Source organism: Flintibacter sp. (assembly GCF_046973065.1).
Window position 1 is genome coordinate 1 of record NZ_JBKVXZ010000018.1, and the last position, 24,049, is coordinate 24,049.

The 24,049-nt window shown below is 57.9% G+C and carries 19 protein-coding genes; 10 read left to right on the top strand and 9 right to left on the bottom strand.

Annotation, left to right across the window (positions count from 1 at the left end; genetic code table 11):
• Positions 1 to 652: Rnase Y domain-containing protein (locus ACLTXB_RS08330; protein WP_428226634.1), on the bottom strand; the 652-nt coding region annotated here is incomplete at its 3' end.
• Positions 653 to 1,122: 470 nt separating this feature from the next.
• Between ACLTXB_RS08330 and ACLTXB_RS08335 the strand changes: the two genes are divergently transcribed.
• On the top strand, positions 1,123 to 2,718 hold the full coding sequence (locus ACLTXB_RS08335) for an ABC-F family ATP-binding cassette domain-containing protein (protein WP_008981250.1): 1,596 nt from the start codon (positions 1,123 to 1,125) through the stop codon (positions 2,716 to 2,718).
• A 421-nt stretch (positions 2,719 to 3,139) separates the two neighbouring features.
• The gene (locus ACLTXB_RS08340; RefSeq protein WP_428226635.1) at positions 3,140 to 4,825 is read left to right on the top strand and encodes a Na/Pi cotransporter family protein; all 1,686 of its coding nucleotides are present in this window, start codon (positions 3,140 to 3,142) and stop codon (positions 4,823 to 4,825) included.
• A 43-nt stretch (positions 4,826 to 4,868) separates the two neighbouring features.
• On the opposite strand, the gene ACLTXB_RS08345 is transcribed toward ACLTXB_RS08340, so the two are convergent.
• The 3 genes from ACLTXB_RS08345 to ACLTXB_RS08355 form a co-directional block, all read right to left on the bottom strand.
• Complete coding sequence (locus tag ACLTXB_RS08345) at positions 4,869 to 5,741, bottom strand: DUF3298 domain-containing protein (protein ID WP_428226636.1); 873 nt, start codon at positions 5,739 to 5,741, stop codon at positions 4,869 to 4,871.
• Position 5,742: 1 nt separating this feature from the next.
• A complete protein-coding gene (locus ACLTXB_RS08350) occupies positions 5,743 to 6,204 on the bottom strand; it encodes an RNA polymerase sigma factor (protein WP_008981246.1) in 462 nt (153 codons plus the stop codon).
• 180 nt (positions 6,205 to 6,384) lie between these two features.
• Positions 6,385 to 7,323: a D-2-hydroxyacid dehydrogenase gene (locus ACLTXB_RS08355; RefSeq protein ID WP_428226637.1), complete on the bottom strand. Its 939-nt coding sequence runs from the start codon at positions 7,321 to 7,323 to the stop codon at positions 6,385 to 6,387.
• Between the two features lie 305 nt (positions 7,324 to 7,628).
• On the opposite strand from ACLTXB_RS08355, the gene ACLTXB_RS08360 reads away from it, so the two are divergent.
• Positions 7,629 to 8,567 (top strand): LysR family transcriptional regulator, encoded by a 939-nt coding sequence (locus ACLTXB_RS08360; protein WP_428226638.1) that lies wholly within the window; start codon positions 7,629 to 7,631, stop codon positions 8,565 to 8,567.
• A gap of 57 nt (positions 8,568 to 8,624) precedes the next feature.
• Positions 8,625 to 9,404, top strand: coding sequence for an SDR family oxidoreductase UcpA (gene ucpA / locus ACLTXB_RS08365; protein WP_110441899.1), 780 nt, complete (start codon positions 8,625 to 8,627; stop codon positions 9,402 to 9,404).
• Between the two features lie 39 nt (positions 9,405 to 9,443).
• On the opposite strand, the gene ACLTXB_RS08370 is transcribed toward ucpA, so the two are convergent.
• The 3 genes from ACLTXB_RS08370 to ACLTXB_RS08380 all read right to left on the bottom strand — a co-directional run bounded on the left by ACLTXB_RS08370 (position 9,444) and on the right by ACLTXB_RS08380 (position 11,727).
• A complete protein-coding gene (locus ACLTXB_RS08370) occupies positions 9,444 to 10,160 on the bottom strand; it encodes a polysaccharide deacetylase family protein (RefSeq protein WP_428226639.1) in 717 nt (238 codons plus the stop codon).
• 139 nt (positions 10,161 to 10,299) lie between these two features.
• Positions 10,300 to 11,253, bottom strand: a complete 954-nt coding sequence (locus tag ACLTXB_RS08375) for an SPFH domain-containing protein (protein WP_428226640.1) — start codon at positions 11,251 to 11,253, stop codon at positions 10,300 to 10,302.
• A 24-nt stretch (positions 11,254 to 11,277) separates the two neighbouring features.
• The gene (locus ACLTXB_RS08380) at positions 11,278 to 11,727 is read right to left on the bottom strand and encodes an NfeD family protein (protein ID WP_040649684.1); all 450 of its coding nucleotides are present in this window, start codon (positions 11,725 to 11,727) and stop codon (positions 11,278 to 11,280) included.
• Between the two features lie 251 nt (positions 11,728 to 11,978).
• Between ACLTXB_RS08380 and ACLTXB_RS08385 the strand changes: the two genes are divergently transcribed.
• The 6 genes from ACLTXB_RS08385 to ACLTXB_RS08410 all read left to right on the top strand — a co-directional run bounded on the left by ACLTXB_RS08385 (position 11,979) and on the right by ACLTXB_RS08410 (position 21,481).
• Positions 11,979 to 13,100, top strand: coding sequence for a THUMP domain-containing class I SAM-dependent RNA methyltransferase (locus tag ACLTXB_RS08385; protein WP_428226641.1), 1,122 nt, complete (start codon positions 11,979 to 11,981; stop codon positions 13,098 to 13,100).
• A gap of 34 nt (positions 13,101 to 13,134) precedes the next feature.
• Positions 13,135 to 14,046, top strand: coding sequence for a diacylglycerol/lipid kinase family protein (locus ACLTXB_RS08390; protein WP_428226642.1), 912 nt, complete (start codon positions 13,135 to 13,137; stop codon positions 14,044 to 14,046).
• Positions 14,047 to 14,063: 17 nt separating this feature from the next.
• Positions 14,064 to 15,251 (top strand): MFS transporter, encoded by a 1,188-nt coding sequence (locus ACLTXB_RS08395; RefSeq protein ID WP_428226643.1) that lies wholly within the window; start codon positions 14,064 to 14,066, stop codon positions 15,249 to 15,251.
• Positions 15,252 to 15,441: 190 nt separating this feature from the next.
• The gene (locus ACLTXB_RS08400; RefSeq protein WP_008981236.1) at positions 15,442 to 15,726 is read left to right on the top strand and encodes a co-chaperone GroES; all 285 of its coding nucleotides are present in this window, start codon (positions 15,442 to 15,444) and stop codon (positions 15,724 to 15,726) included.
• Between the two features lie 246 nt (positions 15,727 to 15,972).
• Positions 15,973 to 17,601, top strand: a complete 1,629-nt coding sequence (gene groL / locus ACLTXB_RS08405) for a chaperonin GroEL (RefSeq protein WP_154040656.1) — start codon at positions 15,973 to 15,975, stop codon at positions 17,599 to 17,601.
• Positions 17,602 to 18,412: 811 nt separating this feature from the next.
• Positions 18,413 to 21,481, top strand: coding sequence for an S-layer homology domain-containing protein (locus tag ACLTXB_RS08410; RefSeq protein ID WP_428226644.1), 3,069 nt, complete (start codon positions 18,413 to 18,415; stop codon positions 21,479 to 21,481).
• A 113-nt stretch (positions 21,482 to 21,594) separates the two neighbouring features.
• On the opposite strand, the gene ACLTXB_RS08415 is transcribed toward ACLTXB_RS08410, so the two are convergent.
• Positions 21,595 to 23,427, bottom strand: coding sequence for a M56 family metallopeptidase (locus ACLTXB_RS08415; protein WP_428226645.1), 1,833 nt, complete (start codon positions 23,425 to 23,427; stop codon positions 21,595 to 21,597).
• A gap of 6 nt (positions 23,428 to 23,433) precedes the next feature.
• Positions 23,434 to 23,796: a BlaI/MecI/CopY family transcriptional regulator gene (locus tag ACLTXB_RS08420; RefSeq protein WP_151076423.1), complete on the bottom strand. Its 363-nt coding sequence runs from the start codon at positions 23,794 to 23,796 to the stop codon at positions 23,434 to 23,436.
• Positions 23,797 to 24,049: the final 253 nt, after the last annotated feature.

The following is a 24,049-nucleotide window of genomic DNA, read 5'->3' on the forward strand; positions in this document are numbered from 1 at the left end:
CCTTCATCTCGTCGTTGGGCAGGGGCACCACGCTGACGGTAGCCTCCGCCACGTGGTCGGCGGCGCAGCGCTGGATGGCCAGAGAGATGATCTCCCGGGCCTTGGTGTCGGCCTCGTCCTTGAAGCGGGCCTCGATCTCCTTGATCTTCATGGCCGACTCATGGGTCACGTCAGCTTCCAGCTGATCCAGCAGGTAGGTCTTGGCCTCCTCGGCGGTAAAGCCGGAGATGCGCTCCAAAGTGTCCACCTGCTCCTGCTTGATGCGCTCGGCCTCGGCCTGGGTAGCCTCCAGCTTGGCAAGACGGTTGGCAAGGTGCTCTTCCTTTTTCTCCATGTTCTCCGTCTTGCGGTCCAGGTTCTCTTCCTTCTGCTGCAGGCGGCGCTCCTGCTTCTGCAGGTCGGCGCGGCGCTCTTTCTCTTCCTGTTCGTACTCGTTGCGGGCCTTCAGGATCTCCTCCTTGGCCTCCACCAGAGCTTCCCGCTTCTTGCTCTCGGCGCTCTTATAGGCCTCGTTGACAATGCGGGTGGCCTCTTCCTCGGCGGAACCGATCTCACGCTCCGCCGTGGCCTTTCTCCGCTGGTATCCAAACAGGCTGCCGACGATAAACATCACCACAGCCACCAGAATACCCTCTATTATATAATATATCATATTGGTCTCTTACACCTCCAAAAAATTCAGCATCATATCTTCGCGGCGGACGGCCGCGCACTGTGTTTTTGCCGGGCATCCCAGCAAAAGACTTGACAGCATAAAATGAGCCGCAAGGCAAAGCCGCTCACCGCGTCTTTCATCCTTGCGACAACTGAAAAACGTCCCCCAAGTTTTTCATTTTTGTCCTGTACATATTGTAAAGGCAAGCTGGGTTTATGTCAAGATTTATTCATATTTGGAACAAAACCTTTCCCTCTTTCCCCGAGCAGCCCGCCCTCTTCCGGGTTTCTCCGGGTCGCCGGGTTAAAATTGGCAGAAAAATCAGTTTTACGCCGGAAATTTGGCCGTTTTTTCTCAAATAAATCTCTGTTCTTTTGTCAGGGAGTATGATAATATGATACCCGAGTATTTTTCGCTTTGGGCGCGGGATCGGACCGCGCCGGCGCAGAGAAGAGAAGGAGCGTACCATGATCACTGTTACCGATCTGGGCCTGCAGTACGGCGGGTCCCCCCTGTTTTCCCACGTGGATCTCCAGTTCACCCGGGGCAACTGCTACGGCATCATCGGCGCAAACGGCGCCGGTAAGTCCACCTTTCTGAAGATCCTGTCCGGAGACCTGGAGTCCACCTCCGGCGAGGTCTCCATCCTGCCCAACATCCGTATGTCTGTGCTGAAGCAGGACCAGAACGCCTACGACGCCTACAACGTGATGGACACCGTCATCATGGGCAACCAGCGTCTCTACGATATCGGCAAGCAGAAGGAAGCTCTGTATGCCAAAGAGGAGATGACCGACGAGGACGGCATGCTGGCCTGCCAGCTGGAGGAGGAGTATGCCGAGCTGGGAGGCTGGGAGGCCGAGAGCGACGCGTCCCGCATCCTCCAGGGACTTGGCATCGGCACCGATCTGCACTACAACGACATGGCCACCCTGGACGCCCGTCTGAAGGTGAAGGTGCTGCTGGCCCAGGCTCTGTTCGGCAACCCCGACCTGCTGATGATGGACGAGCCCACCAACAACCTGGACATCGACGCGGTCAACTGGCTGGAGGACTTCCTGCTGGACTTCCCCGGCACCGTCATCGTGGTCAGCCACGACCGTCACTTCCTGAACACCGTGTGTACCCACATCGTGGATATCGACTACGGCAAGATCAAGATGTACGTGGGCAACTACGACTTCTGGTATGAGTCCTCCCAGCTGGTGCAGCAGCTCATCAAAAACCAGAACAAGCGCAACGAGGAGAAGATCAAAGAGTTGCAGGACTTTATCTCCCGCTTCTCCGCCAACAAGTCCAAGTCCAAGCAGGCTACCGCCCGCCGGAAGCTCCTGGATAAGCTCACCGTGGAGGAGATGCCCGCTTCCTCCCGCCGCTATCCCTGGGTGGCCTTCTCTCCCGACCGTGAGGTGGGCAAGGACATTCTCTTTGTCACCGACGTGTCCAAGACCATCGACGGCGTGAAGGTGCTGGACAAGGTGTCCTTCATCGTGGGCCACGGGGACAAGATCGCCTTTGTGGGTGACAATGAGAACGCCCACACCGCTCTCTTTAAGATCCTGGCCGGGGAGATGGAGCCCGATGAGGGCACCGTGAAGTGGGGCCAGACCGCCACCTTCTCCTACTTCCCCAAGGACAACACCCCCTACTTCCAGGACAACGACGACAATCTGGTGCAGTGGCTGCGCCAGTTCTCCCCCGATCCCCAGGAGCAGTACCTGCGCGGCTTCCTGGGCCGGATGCTCTTCTCCGGCGACGAGGTATATAAGGCAGTCAAGGTGCTCTCCGGCGGTGAGAAGGTGCGCTGCATGCTCTCCCGGATGATGCTCTCCGGCGCCAACGTGCTCATGCTGGACCAGCCCACCAACCACCTGGACCTGGAGTCCATCGCCGCCCTGAACAAGGGCCTGGAGATGGTCAAATGCAACGTTCTGGTGGCCTCCCACGACCATCAGCTCATCCAGACCGTGTGTAACCGCATCTTTGACTTCACCGCTGACGGAAAGCTCGTCGACCGTATGATGACCTATGATGAGTATCTGGAGAGCCAAAAGCCCCAATAATCTCCAAAAATTGCCCATTTCTTTGGCGAAGCCAACCCCCTCCGGTATGGTCCGGAGGGGGTTTTTTGTCAGATTGGAGAAAATATTAAGGGCAGATGAGATTTTTGTAAAATCGGTTGACGCGGACCGGTTTCTTTCCTATAATGCTAGATGTAGGAAGTTGCGAGTAAAGAGTACAGAGAGGTAGAAATGCCATGGGAGCATCTGTGCCCAGGTCGGCGGGGATCGGCCTGATCGGACAATGGAATATGAAAAAACAATGACATGACCTGCGCGCCCTGCCGGCACGTGGGCTATGTCTTTTTTCTTTTTTATCCCTGCACGGTTGGAATACGGCACGCCTCTGCTCCGCCGTTTTCCAGCATGATTTACCCCAAAACGCAAAAAATGTTTGTAAGAGAGAAAGAGGAGGAATCCTAAGATGCAAATGTCAGACTTTCTGGGACTTCTGGGCGGCCTGGCGCTATTCCTGTACGGCATGCAGATGATGAGCTCCGGCCTGGAGGCCGCAGCCGGCAGCCGTATGAAAATGATTTTGGAGCGACTGACTGCCAACCGCTTTTTGGGCGTGCTGGTAGGCGCGGCCATCACCGCCGTTATTCAGTCGTCCTCCGCTACCACAGTCATGGTGGTTGGCTTTGTCAACGCGGGCATGATGACCCTCAATCAAGCGGTCTGGATCATCATGGGCGCCAACATCGGTACCACCGTCACCGGCCTGCTCATCGCCCTGGACGTGGGTGAGCTGGCTCCCCTGTTCGCCTTTGTAGGCGTGGCCCTGGTGGTCTTTGTGAAAAAGCTCCAGCTGCAGCACATCGGTCAGATCCTGGCCGGTCTGGGCGTGCTGTTCATCGGTATGGACATGATGAGCTCCGCCATGTCTCCCCTGCGGGAGTCTGAGGCCTTCATCAACCTCATGTCCACCTTCTCCAACCCCCTGCTGGGCATCCTGGCCGGCGCCGGCTTCACCGCCGTCATCCAATCCTCCTCCGCCTCGGTGGGTATCCTTCAGGCCCTGGCCAACAGCGGCGTGATCGGCCTGCCCAGCGCGGTGTTCGTGCTGTTCGGTCAGAACATCGGCACCTGTATCACTGCCGTGCTGGCCTCCATCGGCACCAACCGCAACGCCAAGCGTGCCACCATTATCCACCTGATGTTCAACGTCATCGGCACAGTGATCTTTACCATTTTGTTTCTTGTCTTCCCCATCGCCTATGTGATCGACGGTTCCCTGACCCTCCCTGGCTCCCTGGGACAGACCATTGCGGGACTCATGCCTGCCTCCCACGCCGGACAGATTGCTCTGGTGCACACCAGTTTCAACATCATCACCACCATCATCCTGCTGCCTCTGGGCAACTACCTGGCCAAGGCTGCGGTGAAGATCCTGCCCGAGCGTCCCGAGGACAAGGCCGACCAGCTCCACCTGGAGTACCTCACCCCCATCCAGATCAGCAGCAAGGACGGCGGCCTGGGTGTGTCCGCCATCTATGTGGACCAGATGCAGCATGAGCTGCGCCGCATGATGGAGATGGCCAAGGACAACGTGGAGGCCAGCTTCCGCTCCGTGCTGAACCGTGACGAGGAGGAGTTGGAGCAGGTAGAGAAGACCGAGGAGTACCTGGACTTCCTGAACAAGGAGATCTCCCTGCACGTCTCCCGCCTGATCACCTACGAAACCAACGAGAAGGCCTCCGCCGTGGTCAGCAGCTTCTTTACCATCTCCGGCAACATTGAGCGCATCGGCGACCACGCCGACAACCTGGCCGGTTACACCCGGATGCTCAACAAGCGCAACATCTCCTTCACCGGCGTGGCTCATGATGAGATTTCCGCTATGCGGGATATCTGCCTGGAGGGCATCAACGACCTGCTCTCTCTCAACGCCGGCAATGTGGAGTGGCTGGCCGATGTGTCCGCTCTGGAGCAGCGCATCGACGACATGACCAGCGACTACCGCCGCAACCACCTGGAGCGTATGCGTGACGGCGAGTGCTCTGACGAGGCCTGTATCCTCTACTCCGAGCTGCTCACCGACTTTGAGCGCATCGGCGACCACATTCTGAACATTGCCCAGGAGATGGCCAAGGTTCAGGAGCACATCTGATTTCCCCACAAAAAAATCGCCCGTCTTTGGACGGGCGATTTTTTCATGCCTGAGGCAGCTTCCCAATGGGAAATTCCAGCACACCGGCGGCCCCGGCGGCGATCTCATACTTATCAAAGACCACCACCACGGTACCGTCCTCCTGGAGATAGAAGTCCTCCTTCTCCTCCAACAGCGCCTCCAGGTCTACATCGTCAAAGAGCAGGGCCTTCTGCTCCTGGTCCCACTGGGACAGCTGCTCTTCCACGGCTGCCGCACCCTGGGCGGCCCAATTGGGACCCAGAACATCCCGCAGGGTCAGACTCTGGCCGGTCTCCAGGTCCAGGTTGTAGAAGTACTGCCGGAAGTAGGCGCTGGCCAGACTCTCCGTCTTAGTGACCACAAAGGAGGCCCACTGATCCGTGACCGACTTTACCTGATAGTCCACCTGGATCTGGATGGGCTGGAAGGTGTCCGGGTCTCCTCCCGTATCCAGATAGGCCTGGTAGTACTGCCGGGCCCGCTCCTTGCTCTCATCCACCTCCCGGCTGAGTACTGCGCTGATCTCCAGATTTACCCGCTGCTCCAGGCTGCTGTCTCCGGTGTTTTCGATCTGGGGCAGCTGGACCTGCACGTAGCTGGTCTCCTCCCGGCTCTCATAGGCCTGCCCGGTAAGGATCCGGCACAGCTGGCCCAGTACCGGCACATCGTCCACCGCCGCAGCCACCGCCGGGGAGGTGAGCACCACAAAGCAGGCGCACAGTCCGGCCGCGGCCGCAGCCGCCCGCTTCAGTCCCCGGCGGGGCAGCCTGGGCCGGCCGCCTGCCTGGATGGCGTCCTCCACCGCTCCCTCCAGTTCCGGTGGGGTGGGAATATCCCGGTAGGCCTGACGGCACTGTTCCATGGCATGGGAAAAACGGTCCTGTTTTTCTGTCATATCATCCCTCCTGCAAGCTCTCCCGCAATTTCTTCAGCCCCTTGTACAGGCGGCTTTTCACCGTGCTGAGATTGGTCCCGGTGATCTCCGCGATTTCGCTCAGCTGCATCTCCTCGTAAAAGCGCAGCAGCACCACGGTCTTGAGTTTGGGAGAGAGCCGGTCGATGGCCTGCTGCAGAGCCTCCCGGTCCTCCAGCGCGCTCTCCTGGCTGCTCTGGATCTGCTCGGGCGGCTCAGCCAGATAAATGACCCGCCGGTTCTGCCGCAGGAAGGACAGGCACTCCCGCACCAGAATACGGTAAAACCAGCTGCGCACCGCCTCCGGCTCCCGCAGGCTCTCCCAGTGCTGCAGGGCTTTGACCACGGCATCCTGTACCAGATCCATGGCCAGATCCCGGTCTCCCACGTATTGATAGGCCAAGCGATAAAAATAAGTTTGATTTTCCCGGATATAGCCTACCAAGCGCTCCCGTACATCCTACCCCGTAGTCTCCCCCTCCTTTCACTCATTCATAAGACGCACCGCCCGGCCGGAAAGTTTGCCCGGAGACGTTCTTTTTTAAAAAAGCGTGCGCTGTGGAGATTCCACAGCGCACGCTCCGCTCTCTTATCAAATTTCCTTCGCAGCTCTTACGAAGATGCCTTACAGGCTCAGGGCCTCCTTGACCTTGCCGATGATCAGCTCAGCAATGTCGCGGGAAGCGTCGGTGGACTGGGCGCCCAGGTGAGGAGTGACGATGAAGTTATCGCACTCGAACAGGGGGGAGTCGAAGGAAGCGCCCTCGGTCAGGCCGCCGGCAGCCAGCTCGTTCTCCATAACGTCGGAGGCATAGCCGCCGATCTTGCCGGCCTTCAGAGCCTCGTACATATCCTTCTCGTTGACGATACCGCCGCGGGCCATGTTCAGAACCACAGCGTCGTTCTTCATCTCAGCGATGGACTTGGCGTTGAACAGGTCCTTGGTCTCGGGGGTCAGAGGCATGTGGATGGTGACATAGTCAGCAGTCTTCAGCACCTCGTCGATGCTCATGCTGGTGGCCTGCTGCTCCTCAAACACGTGAGCGGGCAGGTAGGGATCGTAAGCCACGATGTTCATCTTGAAGGCGCGGCCCAGCTCACCCACGCGCTGGCCGATGCGGCCGAAGCCCAGGATGCCCAGGGTCTTGCCGCGCAGCTCACGGCCCACGAACTTATACTTATCCCAGTTCTTGTTGACCTTTACGTCATAGTTGGCGGGGATGGTGTGGCGGGACAGGTCCAGCATCTTGGAGAAGGTCAGCTCGGCCACGGCGTTGGCGTTCATGCCGGGAGCGTTGAAGACCTGGATGCCCTTAGCCTTGGCGGTATCCATGTCGATGTGGTTCAGGCCAACGGAGCAAACGCCGATGACCTTCAGATTCTTGGCGGCGTCCAGGATCTCCTTGTTGATGGCGGGGTCAACACGCATGATCAGCACATCATACTCGGGGATCAGCTTGGCCAGCTCCTCCTGGGTGGGCAGCATGTGGGTGTCCACCTGCATGTACTTGCTGAACTCCTCGGCGATGGAGCTGTGGACGGCGTCAATGATCAGACATTTCATGGCAAACAATCTTCCTTTCTCAATGTTTGGTCTTTCCAGTTATTTTGACAGGGATTGCCCTATGCGCACATGGTTTGTAATTACGCTTCTGCATTCCATTTTCGAATGTTTTTAAAAGCTAAGGCAGGGATTCTTCTCTCTTTTGCCCTATCTTTTGATACTATTAAACCATAAAATTATCATTCCGAACAGCAGATTTTTATCGATGGTTGCCACAGCTTTTTGGCTGTGATATAATAGTGCTATCCCAACGAAAAAATGAAGGAACTCCTTCATATATCTGGAATTTGGAAGGGGGAGACCGGTTGAATTTTCTCCATTTGAAGTATTTCCTGCTTGTGGCAGAGGAATTGAACATTACCAGGGCGGCCGAGCGGCTGTATATCTCCCAGCAATCGTTAAGCAACCACATCAGCAACATGGAGCGGGAGCTGGATGTCAAGCTCTTTACCCGCTCGCCCAAGCTGTCCCTGACCTACGCGGGGGACCTGCTGGTGGAGACCGCCACCCAGATTCTGGACCTGCACAGTCAGTACCTAGCTAAGGTGGGTGACATCAACCGCCACTACATGGGCGTGCTCCGTCTGGGCATCTCCCACACCTGCGGTCTGGCTCTGCTGCCTGAGGTGCTGCCCAAATTCCAGGCCGAGTTTCCCATGGTGGACTTCTCCCTCTTTGAAGGTAACTCCACCCACCTGGAGGACGAGCTGGCCCACGGCCGTGTGGATCTGATCGTCTGCTTCCAGCCCATCATGATGGAGGGTGTGGAGGTAGTCCCCCTGACCCAGGAGGACCTGATGCTGGTGGTGCCCCGCAGCTTTACCGACCAGATCTTCGGCGACCGGGCGGAGGAGATGCGTAAGCAGTTTGCCGACGGCGCGGACATTGACGCCTTCCAGCACATGCCCTTCATTCTCATCAAGCGTGGAAACCGCACCCGCAGCATCGTGGACCAGTATTTCAGCCGCCATTTCTTCAAACCCAAGCTGATTCTGGAGACGGAGAACACCATCACTACGCTGGCCATGGCCGAGGCGGGGGTGGGCATCACCATTTGCCCGGAGCTGTTTGTCAAGACCATCCACGTCACCGCCGCCCGCTCCTCCACCGACAAGCTGGACTTCTTCCCTCTCACCGACCCCTCTACCATCAGCCGTCTGGTGGTGGGTTACCGCCGGGACCGGTACCTGTCCCACTTTGGAGAGCGGTTCATTGAGCTGACACAGCAGGCTCTTCAGGGCTGATTTTGTATTATCTTCTCTATATTATACGATATAGAATCTAAAAGGAGCTGTTTTACCATGGGTAAGCTGACCGGAAAGACCGCCCTCATTACCGGCGCCTCCAAGGGCATCGGCGAGGGCATCGCCCGCACCTTTCTCAAGCACGGAGCCAAAGTGATTCTGGCCGCCCGGGGCGCCGCCGTAGAGGAGCTGGCCGCCCAGCTGGGCGAGAACGCCATGGCGGTGCGTATGGACGTGTCCGACCCCGCTAGTGTAAAGGCCGGGGTGGAGGCCGCCCAGGCCGCCTTTGGTCCCATCGACATTCTGGTATCTAACGCCGGCATCTGCAAGCTGGGAGACTTCCTTACCCAGAGCGATGAGGACCGGGACGCCCACCTGGACATCAACGTGAAGGGCGCCTGGAACACCTGCAAGGCGGTGATCCCCGGCATGCTGGAGCGCAAATGGGGCAAGATCGTCATTATGTCCTCCGTCACCGGCGATATGGTGGCCGACCCTGGCGAGGCCGCCTATGCCATGAGCAAGGCCGCCCTGGTGGGTCTCACCAAGGCCCTGGCCCGGGAGTTTGCTCCCACCATCAACGTCAACGCCATTTGCCCGGGCTATGTGCTCACCCCCATGGTGAAGGGGATGGCCCAGCAGTCCTGCCCGGACAACCCCCAGAGTGTCATCGACGGTATCGCCTCCGCCATTCCTCTGGGCCGCCTGGCCGATCCCACCGAGGTGGGCGAGCTGGCCGCTTTCCTTGCCAGCGACGAGGCCAGCTATCTCACCGGTGCCCAGTTCGTCATTGACGGCGGCTCCACCCTCCCCGAGACCAGCACCATGGGCGTGTAACGCCATATTCCCTTCCCCGGCCATCAGGCCGGGGATTTTTTATGGCCGCTCCGGGAAAATCACTCCTGCCTCCGGTGCAATCCCCTGGCGGGCCATGAGCTGCTCCACCGTAACAAAGCAGAACCCCTTCTCCTCCAGAGCGTCTACGATGCGGATGGCCGCCTCTGCGGAGGACTGATAGATGTCATGCATCAAAATCACGTCGCCGTCCTCCACCCGCTCCACCACGCTGGCCACGATGCGCTCCACGTCGTGGTCCTTCCAGTCCTCCGGGTCCACCGACCACAGAATAATCGGCCCGTCCGACCAGGTCCGTACTCCCTGGTCCACAAAGCCGTAGGGCGGCCGCAGCCAGTAGTTTCCCTCCCCCAAAATCTCCCGCAGAAGGGTGCGGGTCTTGCCGATCTGCAGGTCAAAATCGGTCTGGCTCAGTCCGGTCACATCCACGTGGTCATAGGTGTGCACCCCGATCTGGCACCCCTGGTCCTTCATCTGACGGATGAGCTTCTCGTTGCCAGGGATTCGGTTGCCCACCATAAAAAAGGTGGCGGGCACTTCCCGCAGCTCCAGCTGCTCCAGCAGCCAGCCGGTGGTATCCGCCCGGGGTCCGTCGTCAAAGGTGAGGGCCACCACCGGCACCTCCACCTCAGCCTCTCCCTCCGCGCTCTGCACCGGCTCCCCCACCGGGGTCAGCGCCAGAACAAAACACATCACCAAAAGGCCCAGCCCCACGCCCGGTCCCTTTCCTCGCCCCACGCCGCTCCCTCCTTTTGTTTTCTCCAACAAGAAGTATATGAGCTTTTCTTTGTTTTTTTCGGTGCAATGATTGCTAATTTTCCTGTTTTTGGCATAAAAAATCCCGGGGAGCACCCTCCCCGGGATAGGATCAAAGGATTTACGCTTTCGGGTCCTCGGTATCGAAGATGGTCTTGGCGCCTGCGGCCAGACCAGCCAGACCCTGGATCTCGCTGGGAATGATGATCTTGGTGGCCTTGCCGTTGGCGGCGGCGGTGAAGGCCTCCAGAGCCTTGATCTTCAAAACGCCTTCGCCGGGGGCGGCCTCGTTGATGAGCCGGATAGCGTCGGCGGTAGCCTGCTGCACCTTCAGGATGGCCTCTGCTTCTGCTTCGGCTTCCAGAATCTTGGCCTGCTTGGCACCCTCAGCCTGGAGGATAGCGGCCTGCTTGGCGGCATCAGCCTTCAGGATGGCAGACTGCTTTTCACCTTCGGCCACCAGGATCTGGGACTGCTTCTGGCCCTCGGCCTGGAGGATAGACTCACGGCGTTCACGCTCGGCCCGCATCTGCTTCTCCATGGACTCCTGGATATCCCGGGGAGGCATGATATTCTTCAGCTCCACACGGTTAACCTTGATGCCCCAGTTGTCGGTGGCCTCGTCCAGGATGGCACGCATCTGGGCGTTGATGTGGTCGCGGCTGGTGAGAGACTGGTCCAGCTCCAGATCGCCGATGATGTTACGCAGGGTGGTGGCGGTCAGGTTCTCGATGGCGCTCATGGGCTGCTCCACGCCGTAGGTGTAGAGCTTGGGGTCGGTGATCTGGAAGTAGATGACGGTGTCGATCTGCATGGTGACGTTATCCTTGGTGATGACAGGCTGGGGCGGGAAGTCCACCACCTGCTCCTTCAGGGACACGTTTTTGACCACCTGCTCAATAAAGGGGATCTTGAAGTGCAGGCCCACACCCCACACGGTCTGGAACGCGCCCAGACGCTCAATGACGTAGGCCCGGGACTGCTGTACCACCCGGATGTTGGACGCCAGGATGAGCAGGATCAGGATAATGACGATGACAGGGATCAATTTTGTAATGATGTCCATAAAGCCCATATGTTTCCTCCTTGTTCCCGATGTTTATACTGCCTTGGTCTGGTCTGCCGTTACCGGCTCCACGATGACCTTGACCCCCTGGATATGGAGCACGCGCACCTCCTGTCCAGCGGGGATGACCTCTTCTGTTTTGCTCCGGGCGCTCCACACCTGGCCGGCCAGATTTACCAGCCCCTCACCAGCCAGATTATTCACCGCCTGGGTGACCACGCCCACCGTTCCAATGACCCGGTCGGCATTGGTGGCCGAGTAGCCCGGCCGGAGCAGCTTTTTGGCCAGCGGACGCACCAGAGCCAGGGTAATGCCCGACAAAACGATGAACACAGTGATCTGCGGCCAGAATCCCAGCCCCAGCCCAGCGGTGATCAGCGCGCCCAGGGCGCCTACCGCAAACCAAATGCTGGTCAGCCCTACGGTGACCGCCTCGCCCACGGCAAAGGCAATCATCACGCCCAGCCATATGATCGCTTCCATAGCACACTCCTTTCTTGCGAGACTCTGTATACTCTTACGTCCCGTTGCCCATACCATACCATATTTTTTGTGAAAACTCCATAGCAAACCCTTCCAGTTTGGAAAAGGAATTGCGAATTTTTCCCCCGTCCGATATACTATATGTGATAAGCATCCATACAGCTCCTTTTTTCTCTGTTTTTCGCAGGCTAGGAACTGTTTTTTTATTGGAAAAATGGCCGGGTACAGCGCCCGGTCCGGGAGGTTTTACTGTGAATGATTTGACCTTTGCCGTGCCCACCCTGTTTGGGCTGGAAGGCCTGTGCGCCGACGAGATGCGCCGATTGAATCTGGAGGGAGTCCAGGCAGAGAACGGCCGGGTGCTGTGCCGGGGCTCGGCGCTGGACATTGCCCGGCTCAACCTGAACCTGCGCACCGGAGAGCGGGTGCTGCTGGTGCTGGGCTCTTTCCCGGCGGACAATTTTGACGCCCTGTTTGAGGGCACCAAGGCCCTGCCCTGGGAACGCTTTATCCCCCGGGAGGGACAGTTCCCTGTCAAGGGACACTGCCTCAACTCTGCTCTCCACGCCGTGCCCGCCTGCCAGGCCATTGTGAAGAAGGCGGTAGCCGCCCGGCTGGGGGAGAAGTACGGGCTCAACACCCTGCCGGAGACTGGCGCCCTCTACCAGATCCAGTTCTCCATTATGAAGGACACCGCTACCCTCATGCTGGACACCAGCGGTGCGGGACTGCACAAGCGGGGCTACCGGGCTCACGGCGTGGTGGCGCCTCTGCGGGAGACCCTGGCCGCCGCCATGGTGATGCTCTCCTGGTACAAGGGCCGTGACCCTCTGTGCGACCCCTTCTGCGGCAGCGGCACCATCCCCATCGAGGCCGCCCTCATCGCCAAGAACCGTGCCCCCGGCCTCAACCGCACCTTCTCTGCCCAGAAGTGGGCCTTTGTGGACAAGAAGCTGTGGCTGGAGGCCGCCGACCAGGCTATGGACCAGGAGTTTGACGGGGACTACGAGATCTGGGGCGGCGATCTGGACCCGGACGCGGTGGAGCTGGCCCGGCACAACGCAGAGCTGGCCGAGGTAGACGACGTGGTACACTTTGACGTGGACGATGCCCGCACCTTCCACTGGGGCGGGCTCTACGGCCGGGTGGTCACCAATCCCCCCTACGGTGAGCGCATCATGGAGCGCAAAGAGGCCGAGGAACTCTACCGGGCCTTCGGCAAGGCCTGGGCCAAGTTCCCTGATGGGTGGAAGCTCTACCTGCTGTCCTCCCACACGGAGTTCGAGCGCACCTTTGGCAAGCAGGCGGACAAGAAGCGTAAGCTCTACAACGGCATGCTCAAGTGCGACCTGTTTATGTACGGTATTAAATAAGTTTCGGCCCTTTGGGGCCGTTTGAGGTGATTTTTTGCGCCATCTGTTCATTATCAACCCCGTGGCCGGACGAAAGGGCAGCACCCAGGCTCTGCTGGACCAGCTGGACCGGGTCTCCTTCCCCCACGAGCGGGTCTTTACCGAAGGAGAGGGCCACGCGGAAAAGCTGGCCCGGCAGGCCGCCCAGACCGGCGAGCCGGTACGCATCTGGGCCTGCGGCGGAGACGGCACCCTAAATGAGGTGGTCAACGGGGCGGCAGGCTTTGACAACGCCGCCATTACCTGTGTGCCCAAAGGCACCGGCAACGACTTTTTAAAGGTATTTGGTCCCAATTACCGGGACCTGTTCTACGACCTGGAGGCTCTGGCCACCGGTCCCCAGACCACGCTGGACCTGATGGACTGCAACGGCAAGCTGGGACTGGATGTGGTGTGCGGGGGCGTAGACGCCCGCATCGCCGCTGGAGTGCACCGGTATAAGGACCTGCCCTTTGTCACCGGCAAGGGAGCCTACATTCTCTCTTTGATCGAAAACATCTTTTTAAAAGGTATCTGCCGTCCCATGGAGGTGCAGATGGGTCCGGTCCATTACAGCGGCCCCACCGCCATTGTCTGCGTATGCAACGGCCGGTACTACGGCGGCGGCTTTATGCCGGTGGCCGACGCGATGCCCGACGACGGGGTGCTTGATATGCTGCTGGTAGGCAAGGTGAGCCTGCTCACCTTTATCCGTCTGGTGGGCCAGTACGCCAAGGGCCGCTACAAGGATTACCCCCAGCTCATTGAGGATTTCCACGGCCAGGAGCTCACCTGGTCCAGCAAGGAACCCCTGGTGGCGGTGGTGGATGGGGAGGTGCTGGAGAGCACCTCCTTTACCGTGCGCCTCTCCGAAAAGAAAATTCACTTCTTCTATCCCAACGGGGCAAGCTACGCCCCCCACCTTTAAATAGGGGGGCTATCTTTATGCGACACAGCTATCAAGCTACTCTGGGGGCCTGCTTTGCCGGGTACATCGTCCAGTCGGTCATCAACCTCTTTGCCCCTTTGCTCTTTCTCACCTTCCAGCGGGAATTCTCCCTCTCTCTGGACCAGATTGCCCTGCTCATCACTGTCAATTTTCTGGTGCAGCTGTGCGTGGACGGCCTGTCCGCCCGGTTTGTGGATAAGATCGGCTGGCGGGTATGCATGGTGGCCGCCCATCTGTTTGCTGCACTGGGCCTTGTTCTGCTGGCTGTGCTGCCCGGCCGAATCCCCCCTCTGGCTGGTCTGACGACCGCTGTGGTTGTCTACGCCCTGGGCGGCGGTCTGCTGGAGGTGCTGGTCAGCCCCATTGCCGAGGCCTGCCCCACCCGCCGCAAGTCGGCGGTGATGGGTCTGCTCCACTCCTTCTACTGCTGGGGCAGCGTGGCCACCATCGCCCTGTCCACCCTGTTTTTTGTCTGTTTCGGCACCCAGAACTGGCGTATCCTGGCCATACTCTGGGCTCTGCTCCCCCTGGTCAACGCCCTGGTGTTTACCCAGGTCCCCCTGGCCACTCTCACGCCGGAGGGCGAGTCCGACCTCTCCCTGGGGCAGCTGTTCCGCACGCCCCGATTTTGGCTGTTTCTGCTGCTGATGGCCTGCGCGGGAGCCAGTGAGCTTTCCATCTCCCAGTGGGCCAGCGCCTTTGCAGAGTCTGCGCTGGGCGTGTCCAAAACGGTGGGCGATCTAGCCGGACCTCTGTCCTTTGCCCTGCTGATGGGCCTGTCCCGGCTAGTCTACGCCGCTTACAGCCGCAGTCACCCCTCCCCCACCGGCTTTATGACGGCCAGCACCGTCCTGTGCATCGCCGGATACCTGCTGGTCTCCCTCTCCCCCTGGCCCGCTCTGGCGCTGGTGGGGTGCGCCCTGTGCGGCATGGCGGTGGGCTGCATGTGGCCGGGCACCTTTAGTCTGGCGGCAGCCTGTTTTCCCCGCAGCGGCACCGCCCTGTTTGCCCTGCTGGCCCTGGCCGGAGACCTGGGATGCTCCGCCGGTCCCGGTCTGGTGGGACTGGTCTCCTCCGCCTGGGGCGACCACCTGCAATACGGTCTGCTGGCCGCGGCGGTCTTTCCCCTGCTGCTGCTTGCCGGTCTGGCTGTGCTGCGGAAAACACTCGCCCGACAAAATTAGCACTCTTTTTGTCAGTTTGTGAACGCATCGTAAATATTTTTTGAAACAGCCCTCTTTTTTGAAAAAGGGGGTTGATTTTTGAACAGGAAACGATTACTATAATACACGTGGTTAGCACTTAGATGTTTAGAGTGCTAAATCTCATTGGAATTTGTTTATTAAGTAACCATCATATAAGGAGGAACCCGTTATGAAACTGAAACCTTTGGCTGACCGCGTTGTTGTCAAGCTGGTAGAGGCCGAGGAGACCACCAAGGGCGGCATCATCCTCACCGGCGCCGCCAAGGAGAAGCCCGAAGTGGCTGAGGTTCTGGCTGTCGGCCCCGGCGGCATGGTGGACGGCAAGGAAGTCGTCATGAACGTGAAGGTGGGCGACAAGGTCATCACCAGCAAGTATGCCGGCACCCAGGTGAAGCTGGACGGCGACGAGGTCACCATCGTGCGTCAGAACGATATTCTGGCTATTGTCGAGTAAAACTCGTCCAGGGGGGATTGCATCCCCCCTAGATACGCACACGGCAAAGCCGTGTGCGATACCCCCCTAGCGGCCCGCCGCAGCGCACTCGCTGTGCTCGCACGTTTGCGGGCCGAGAAGTGATTTTCCGACGTACATGCCGCCGGAAAATCAGCTTTCAATTTTTTCGCCGCATTGCGGCGAACCAGGGGCGAAGCCCCTGGACCCCATTTCAACTACTCTCACTTATCTTGGAGGTAATGCGTTATGGCTAAGATTATTTGCTACGGCGAAGAGGCCCGCAAGGCTCTGGAGAAGGGCGTCAATCAGCTGGCTGACACCGTGAAGATCACCCTGGGTCCCAAGGGCCGCAATGTGGTGCTGGATAAGAAGTTCGGCGCTCCCCTGATCACCAACGACGGCGTGACCATCGCCAAGGAGATTGAGCTGCCCGATCCCTTTGAGAACATGGGCGCTCAGCTGGTGAAGGAAGTCTCCACCAAGACCAACGACGTGGCTGGCGACGGTACCACCACCGCTACCCTGCTGGCTCAGGCCATCATCCGCGAGGGCCTGAAGAACCTGGCCGCCGGTGCCAATCCCATGATCATGAAGAAGGGCATTGCCAAGGCCACCACCACCGCCATCGAGGCCATCAAAGCCAACAGCCAGAAGGTCAACGGCTCTGCTGACATCGCCCGCGTCGGCGCTGTCTCCTCCGGCGACGAGAACATCGGCAAGCTGATCGCTGAGGCCATGGAGAAGGTGGGCCACGACGGCGTTATCACCATCGAGGAGTCCAAGACCGCTGAGACCTACTCCGAGGTCGTGGAAGGCATGCAGTTTGACCGGGGCTACATCACCCCCTACATGGTCACCGACACCGAGAAGATGGAGGCCAACCTGGACGACGCCCTCATCCTCATCACCGATAAGAAGATCTCCAACATCCAGGAGCTGCTGCCCCTGCTGGAGCAGGTTGTCCAGTCCGGCAAGAAGCTGCTGATCATTGCTGAGGACGTGGAGGGCGACGCTCTGTCCACCCTGATCGTCAACCGTCTGCGCGGCACCCTGAACGTGGTCTGCGTCAAGGCCCCCGGCTTCGGCGATCGCCGCAAGGAGATGCTGCAGGATATCGCCATCCTGACCGGCGGCACTGTGATCTCCTCCGACGTGGGTCTGGAGCTGAAGGAAGCTCAGCTCAATCAGCTGGGCCAGGCTCGCCAGGTCAAGGTCACCAAGGAGAACACCACCATTGTCAACGGCGCTGGTAACTCCGAGGATATCAAGGCCCGTATTGGCCAGATCAAGAGCCAGATCGAGGTGACCACCTCCGATTACGACCGTGAGAAGCTGCAGGAGCGCCTGGCCAAGCTGGCCGGCGGCGTGGCTGTCATCAAGGTCGGCGCTGCCACTGAGGTGGAGATGAAGGAGAAGAAGCTGCGCATTGAGGACGCTCTGAACGCCACCCGCGCCGCTGTGGAAGAGGGCATCGTGGCCGGCGGCGGTACCGCTTACCTGAATGCCATCCCCGCTGTTGAGAAGCTGATGGCTGAGGTCGAGGGCGACGAGAAGACCGGCGTGCAGATCATTGCCTGCGCTCTGACTGCTCCTGTCAAGCAGATCGCTGCCAACGCCGGTATCGACGGCTCCGTGGTTCTGGAGAAGATCCGCGAGTCCGGCAAGACTGGCTACGGCTTCGATGCCTACAACGAGGTTTACTGCGACATGATTCCCGCCGGCATCGTGGATCCCACCAAGGTGAACCGCTCCGCTCTGGAGAACGCCGCCTCCATCGCCAGCACCCTGCTGACCACCGAGGCCCTGGTCGCCGACAAGCCCGAGCCCCCCGCACCTGCCGCTCCTGCTGCCCCTGATATGGGCGGCATGTACTAAGCAATCGTCTGAATCCATTGGGACACAAGCAATTGATGGAAGTGCAACCGTAAATTTACGATAAACTTACGACAATTGCAAAAGAAAATCGCCTGATTACGTATGAACGCCGCTGTCTGCAAATCGCAGACAGCGGCGTTTTACTGCACTTTGTGCCGTAGGGGAGGGGCTTGCCCCTCCCGCCGGTTTTCCCCGCAGAAACTTAGATTCTGGGCGCTCAGGCGCGCCTCCGCTGGGAGAACATGAAAAAGACGGGAGAAAAATGATGGTTTTACTTGAAAATATTGGCTGAGTGTGCTACATTTGAACATAGAACAAAATTCATATTTTGTTCTATCTGGAACACAGCCCCATGGGGCTGTCTCTCTCCATTCAGGAGAGAGACAAGCCTTTGTGGACTGGCTGGCGGACCAAATCAAATGATGTAAAGGAGTGTCTAGAAGTGAAAAAGCGACTATTGGCAAGCCTGATGTGTCTGTGCCTGCTGGTAGGGTTACTTCCTGCCACAGCACTGGCGGCGGGCGCGACCGATTGTCCCGGCGGCGATGAGTGCAACCACGAAGCGGCCATTGGGAACACGCACTATGGTACTTTGAAAGAAGCCATGGGTGCGGCTAAAAACGGAGAAACTGTTGACCTATTGAGAAATGTGACCCTGACCAAAAGTGTAGAGACTGTGAGAAAAGTTTCCGGCATTACACTTGATCTCAATGGTCATAACATTGACGGCACAGCAGTTACAAGCAGTAATGGTGTTGTATGGATGGGGACCAAATATGGGTGGAAACCTGTAGAAGGTACTGACAACACGATGAAAATCATCAACTCTGTCTCTGACCAAGGCGGCGAGATCAAGGGGACGCTGCCGGTCCAGTTCAGTACAGGCGATAGCCGCTATCCGATTCCCGGCGAGATCGGTGAAGGTGTGACGCTGACTGTTACCGGAGACGGAACCGACGCTGTCCAGTTGAAATCTTCTGCCTATCTGGTATACAGTGAGAACTCTAGGGATTATATCAAAAACGGTGGCTTTAAGGTCACTGCCGCTGACGGGATCGAGCGAATCTATAGTTCGTATGCTAATGCGGCCAAAGCGGCCTACAATGGTGTGGTCACTATGCTGCATGATTATAGCGGAACAGGGTCTATAAGCTCTGGTAACCGGGTAGGAGTACTGGATTTGGGGGGTAATACATTTACTTATCTGAATCCAGACAAAATAATTGAGATCAACTATGATAACGCAGGTATTACGATTCAAAACGGCACACTGACCGCCAATGCGGAGGTATTATCAAAGGGTGGCGTTACTGCACTGTATAATAATACCACACTAGTGCTGGAGCATGTGACCATGAATGTTCCCGGTAATAGCTATGGTATTGTGACAAACGGTACCAATACCGGAAACACGATTACGCTCAAGGACTCCACCCTGAATGTTCCTGATGGATATGGAATTTATTTCCCATCCTCCGGGAGTGTGGCGATTGAGGATTCTGTGATCAACGCTAAGTATTCCGGTGTGCAGATGTGCTCTGGCAGCTTGACTGTGAAGGGTGACAAGACCGCGATCACTACCACGGGTGAGCCTCAGCCGAAGACGGAGAATGATGGAGCCATTGCGGACGGTGCCGCGATCTCCGTTATTAACCGCAACTATCTCGGCGGAACTCCTACCATGAGTATTACTGGAGGTACCTTCTCCAGCAGTGAAAATGTAGATGCCGTCAAGGCATATACCTTCAGCAACACAAACAAGACTGAGGGCGAATGGAAAGATGCAAAAGATTTTTTGTCCATCTCCGGCGGTACATTCTCGTCTGATAATGTGACTGACTATCTTGATGATGGCTGTAAACTGGACGGTACTGGCAGTGTTGTCCCCTCTGATGGCTCCGTAGCAAGCATTGGAAACAAAGGGTATCGTTCTCTGGAAGAGGCCATCACAGCAGCCAAGGCGGGTGACACTGTCACGCTTCTCGAGAATGTGACTGAAGATGTGACCATCCCGGTGAATACGACTATCACCCTCGACCTGAACGGCAAGACACTCAAAAATAGTTCAGAGGATACGATCACAGTGGAGTATGGTGCGTCCCTGACGATTCAGGGGGATGGCACAGTAGACAATAAGAGCCATGGCCGTGCCGCGATCTATAATAACGGTACCGTAGTGCTGAACGGGGGGCAGTACACCCGCAGCGCGGAGACTGGACAAGACGCAGAGACTTCGGGGAAAAATTCCTATTATAACATTCTGAACCACGGCAGTATGACTATCAATAATGGTGTAACTGTAAGCCAGAACGGCGGTTTCTCCAGCATGATTGCAAATGGATATTACAATTATACCGATAACAATAATCCACGCAACGGTTATGTCAAAGGGACAAACCATGCAAATCCGGAGCTGGTGATCACTGGCGGTACGTTCAGCGGCGGCCTGAATACAGTAAAGAATGATGACGGGGCCAAGCTGACCATTGTGGATGGCATCTTTGAAAATACCAAGCAGGCCGCAGTGATGAACTGGAATGAGGCCACGATCAAGGGCGGTTCTTTCAGTGTACAGGATAGCGCTGGTTCTGTACTGGTCAACGGAAGTAACGGTGCTGATTCGGTCGATCAGGGTGTTCTGACCATTGAGGGCGGTACCTTCACCATACCGAGCGGTAAGCCTATTATTTCCATCAATCAGAGTGGGAAACCTACGGAAGCCAAGACTACTGTAAAGGGCGGCAGTTACTCCTCGTCGGTGGCGAAGTATGCGGATCCGAATTTGAACTTTGAGGCCAAGGACAGCAACGGCATCTACACTTACCACTCCAAGGTCGAGGACGCTCTGGACGCCGCCGGGAGCGACGGTACTGTGAGCACCACCGAAGAAAACCCCGACCTTGAGATCACTCTGCCCACCCCCACCAAGGAGGGCTACACCTTCCTGTATTGGGAGGCTAAGGACGGCACTCAGTACAAGGGTGGTCAGACGGTCAAGGCCAGTGTGTTCCAGGATCTCACCGCTGTGTGGAAGAAGAACAGCGATTCTTCCTCCGGTTCCTCCGACAACGAGCGCACCTACGCCATCATCACCGAAGACAACGGACACGGCTCCGTGACCGTCAGCGCGGACGAGGCCTCCGCTGGCACCCGCATCACCGTCACCGTGAAGCCCGACGCGGGCTATGAGCTGGACGAGCTGACCGTCACCGACGCCAAGAACAAGGACCTGAAGGTCACCAAGCGGTCCGAGACCACCTACACCTTCCACATGGCGGACAGCAAGGTCACTGTGGAGGCCAGCTTCGCCAAGGACGGGACTGTTCAGCAGCCTGACACCCGCTTTGACGATGTGGCCAAGAGCGCCTGGTACTACAAGGCGGTGGAGTATGTGGCTGAGAACGGGATCATGTCCGGCGTGTCCGCCCGGGAGTTCGCGCCCAACGCGGGCTTCAGCCGCGCCATGCTGGCCCAGACCCTGTACGCCATGTCCGGCAAGCCCGCTGTGAAGGCGGAGAGCATCTTCGCCGACGTGGCGGCCAACGCCTGGTACGCCGACGCGGTGAACTGGGCGGCGGAGAAGGGCTATGTCTCCGGCGTGGGCGACGGGAAGTTTGCCCCCGACGCCTCCGTGACCCGCGAGCAGATGGCCCTGATCCTGTACCGCTACGCAGGCAGCCCGGACGCCTCCGGCATGGCGCAGAAGGAGTTCACTGACAGCAGCAGCGTCAGCGCCTACGCCGTGGACGCCATCCGCTGGGCGGTCCACGAGGGCCTGATTTCCGGCATGGAGAACAACACCCTGGCTCCCCAGGGTACCGCTACCCGTGCCCAGGTGGCCCAGATCCTGATGAACTTCCATCAGAAGCTGGACAAGTAAACAGATTCTGATATATTGGAAATCACGAAGTCTTGAAGGGCGGCATGTACTAATCCAAAAGCATATGCAAAGCCCACGGCTCATGCCGTGGGCTTTTTTATAATATAAAAGTGTCAAAATCCGGTTCCTACCACTTCTCCGTGCCAGCCGTCCTCTTCCAGCGTGATGTACCCGCACCGGCTATATTCATAGGCCTCTTTGGGAACAGACGGGTCGCTGCCGGTATACGCTCCGGTGTTTCCCGCCATGGACCAGTTGAGGGCATAGTCGTTTTCCGGGACAAAGACGGTAGTCAGATAGAAACAGTAGGTATTCTCTCCGATCTCTCCCTGCTCCCGGAAATGCTGGGTGGCATCCTCTGCTGCCTCCACCTGAGTGGAGACATAGGTATAGCAGAATTTGCTGCCCGAAGCAGCCTGGAGATGGAAGGATTCAAAGGCCTGACAGTATACAGCGGCGGCCTCCAGATAGCTCTGCCCCTCATTGGGGATCACAATGTTCTGGTGCTCATAGTCTCCATTCAAAGCAGCGAACTCCAACTCGTCAATCCAGCCCCGCAGCTGCTGATAGGGAACACAGCTCTCCGACTGCGGCACCAGCCACACTTCCCCTGTCGGGCCCTCAAAACGCACCTCCTGGGCATCGGAGTAGGCGGTGAGGCTCCAGTCGTTAATCTGGGCAATGGTAACCGCCGCTGGACTTTGTTCCGGCGAGAAGCCGGGAGTCGTGGCCTCCACGATGTTCCATTGGATCTCTTTTAACTGGTTGGCGTTATAGACCGCATTGGTCGCTGACCAACAATCTTCATACACGATGGGCTCCCTGCCGTTTCGGGTCAGGGACAGTGTAAGATTGTCTCCCTCCTGAAGTTGAGTTAGATAACTTTTCAGAACAGAAAGCGCTTCCTCCCCCTGTCTGTCTTGGGATGAGATGGGATTCTGCTTTTCTCTCTGGGACTTACCCGCCTCCGGATTAGTCCCGCATGAGGCCACTATCGCCACGCAAACCAGGGCAGCCAATGCAACCATCCACTTTTGCGGCTTATTCCAGGCCAAAAGATTCCGGATACGGCCCTTGGTATTTCCCTCCCCAAAGGCCAACGGCGTGCCGCCCACCACTCTCCGTCCGGTGGACAGGCTGAGCAGAGAGGCGGAATAGTCCGCCCGGATATGGGCTCCCAGCGTCTGGAGCACCGCCTCATCACAGCTCATCTCCATATCCTTCTGGGCCAGGAAGAAGGACAACCAGACCAGAGGATTGAACCAGTGGATACACAGGGCCAGAAACGCCAGCAGCTTGACCAGATGGTCCAGACGCTTGATATGGTACTGCTCATGGAGGATAATATATTTTTGCTCCTCCTCGGACAGGATAGAGGGCAGATAGATCTTGGGCCGCAGCACCCCCAGCACAAAGGGGGATGCAATGTGATCGGCCAAATAAATGTTATCCCGCAGAGGTATCGCCCCTACCAGCCAGCGGCGAAGGCGGAGCATGGACAGCACACTGTACACCGCCATCAGCGCCATACCGGTCATCCAGCCCAGGGTAAGCAGCGCCACCGGCGCCTCCAGCGGATCGGCAACCAACTGCTCCTCCCCCTGGGGAAGGGCCTGATTGACGGCCTGGTTCACACCGGGGACTGGAAGGTCCACCTGGGGAAATTCAGTATGGACCAGGTCCGGCTGGACATATTGGATCTGGGTGGTGTAGGCAGCAGTCTGCCGGATGGGTGCATCGGTAAGGGCCAACAATGAGAAGCCTGTAGGGATAGAAAACGGGCACAGCAGCCGGAACAGGACCACCGACCACAGGGCATAGGAAAAGACTTTGGGCGCTTTTTTCAGAAGCAGCCGGGCGGCAAGCACAAATACAATGACCACACTGGTCGCAATGCTCATATTCAGAATCCGGGGCAGCAGTTCATAGGCTAAAAAGTCACTCATAAAACCTCACCCTTTTCTGTTTTCCTCAATCAGCTGCTGAAGCTGACGTACCTCCTCATCACTGAGCTTTTTCCGGGTGGTAAATGCGGCCAGGAAGGCGGGGAGAGAGCCATCAAAGGTCTCCTGCACAAACTGTTCACTCTGCCGGGCATAGAATTCCTCTCTGGAAAGAAGCGAGGACACCGTGCCGCTCTGGTTTTGGAACAGTCCCCGGCTGCACAGCCGCTTTAGTACCGTGTACGTGGTGGATTTTTTCCACTGGAGCTCCTGCTGGGCCAGTTGGACCAGCTGGGAAGAGGCCAGCGGCTCATTGGCCCAGATGAGATCCGCAAAGCGGCTCTCCACCGGGCCAAGTCTGATGTCTCCCATGGCGATTCCTCCTCTCACATTTTTGGTCTACAACTTGTCGTCTACAATGTTAGTTTACGACTTGTAGACCAGTTTGTCAAGCGCCGTTCTCAGCAAAAAAGGACGCCTTCTCAGGCGTCCTTTTGTAAGCGTCAAACGTGGGACCGGGTAGACAGGTATGAGAGAATAGTGGTGGAACGTATCGAAGCGTTCCACCACTATTAACTTTAGGCGGTGTAACTGTATGACGAGCAATGAACTGAAACACCAGGCA

Coding starts and splice junctions, on each gene's coding strand:
- ACLTXB_RS08335 (WP_008981250.1), top strand. CDS start 1,123: ATGATCACTGTTACCGATCTGGGCCTGCAGTACGGCGGGTCCCCCCTG.
- ACLTXB_RS08340 (WP_428226635.1), top strand. CDS start 3,140: ATGCAAATGTCAGACTTTCTGGGACTTCTGGGCGGCCTGGCGCTATTC.
- ACLTXB_RS08345 (WP_428226636.1), bottom strand. CDS start 5,741: ATGACAGAAAAACAGGACCGTTTTTCCCATGCCATGGAACAGTGCCGT.
- ACLTXB_RS08355 (WP_428226637.1), bottom strand. CDS start 7,323: ATGAAATGTCTGATCATTGACGCCGTCCACAGCTCCATCGCCGAGGAG.
- ucpA (WP_110441899.1), top strand. CDS start 8,625: ATGGGTAAGCTGACCGGAAAGACCGCCCTCATTACCGGCGCCTCCAAG.
- ACLTXB_RS08375 (WP_428226640.1), bottom strand. CDS start 11,253: ATGGGCTTTATGGACATCATTACAAAATTGATCCCTGTCATCGTCATT.
- ACLTXB_RS08380 (WP_040649684.1), bottom strand. CDS start 11,727: ATGGAAGCGATCATATGGCTGGGCGTGATGATTGCCTTTGCCGTGGGC.
- ACLTXB_RS08395 (WP_428226643.1), top strand. CDS start 14,064: ATGCGACACAGCTATCAAGCTACTCTGGGGGCCTGCTTTGCCGGGTAC.
- ACLTXB_RS08400 (WP_008981236.1), top strand. CDS start 15,442: ATGAAACTGAAACCTTTGGCTGACCGCGTTGTTGTCAAGCTGGTAGAG.
- groL (WP_154040656.1), top strand. CDS start 15,973: ATGGCTAAGATTATTTGCTACGGCGAAGAGGCCCGCAAGGCTCTGGAG.
- ACLTXB_RS08410 (WP_428226644.1), top strand. CDS start 18,413: ATGAAAATCATCAACTCTGTCTCTGACCAAGGCGGCGAGATCAAGGGG.
- ACLTXB_RS08415 (WP_428226645.1), bottom strand. CDS start 23,427: ATGAGTGACTTTTTAGCCTATGAACTGCTGCCCCGGATTCTGAATATG.
- ACLTXB_RS08420 (WP_151076423.1), bottom strand. CDS start 23,796: ATGGGAGACATCAGACTTGGCCCGGTGGAGAGCCGCTTTGCGGATCTC.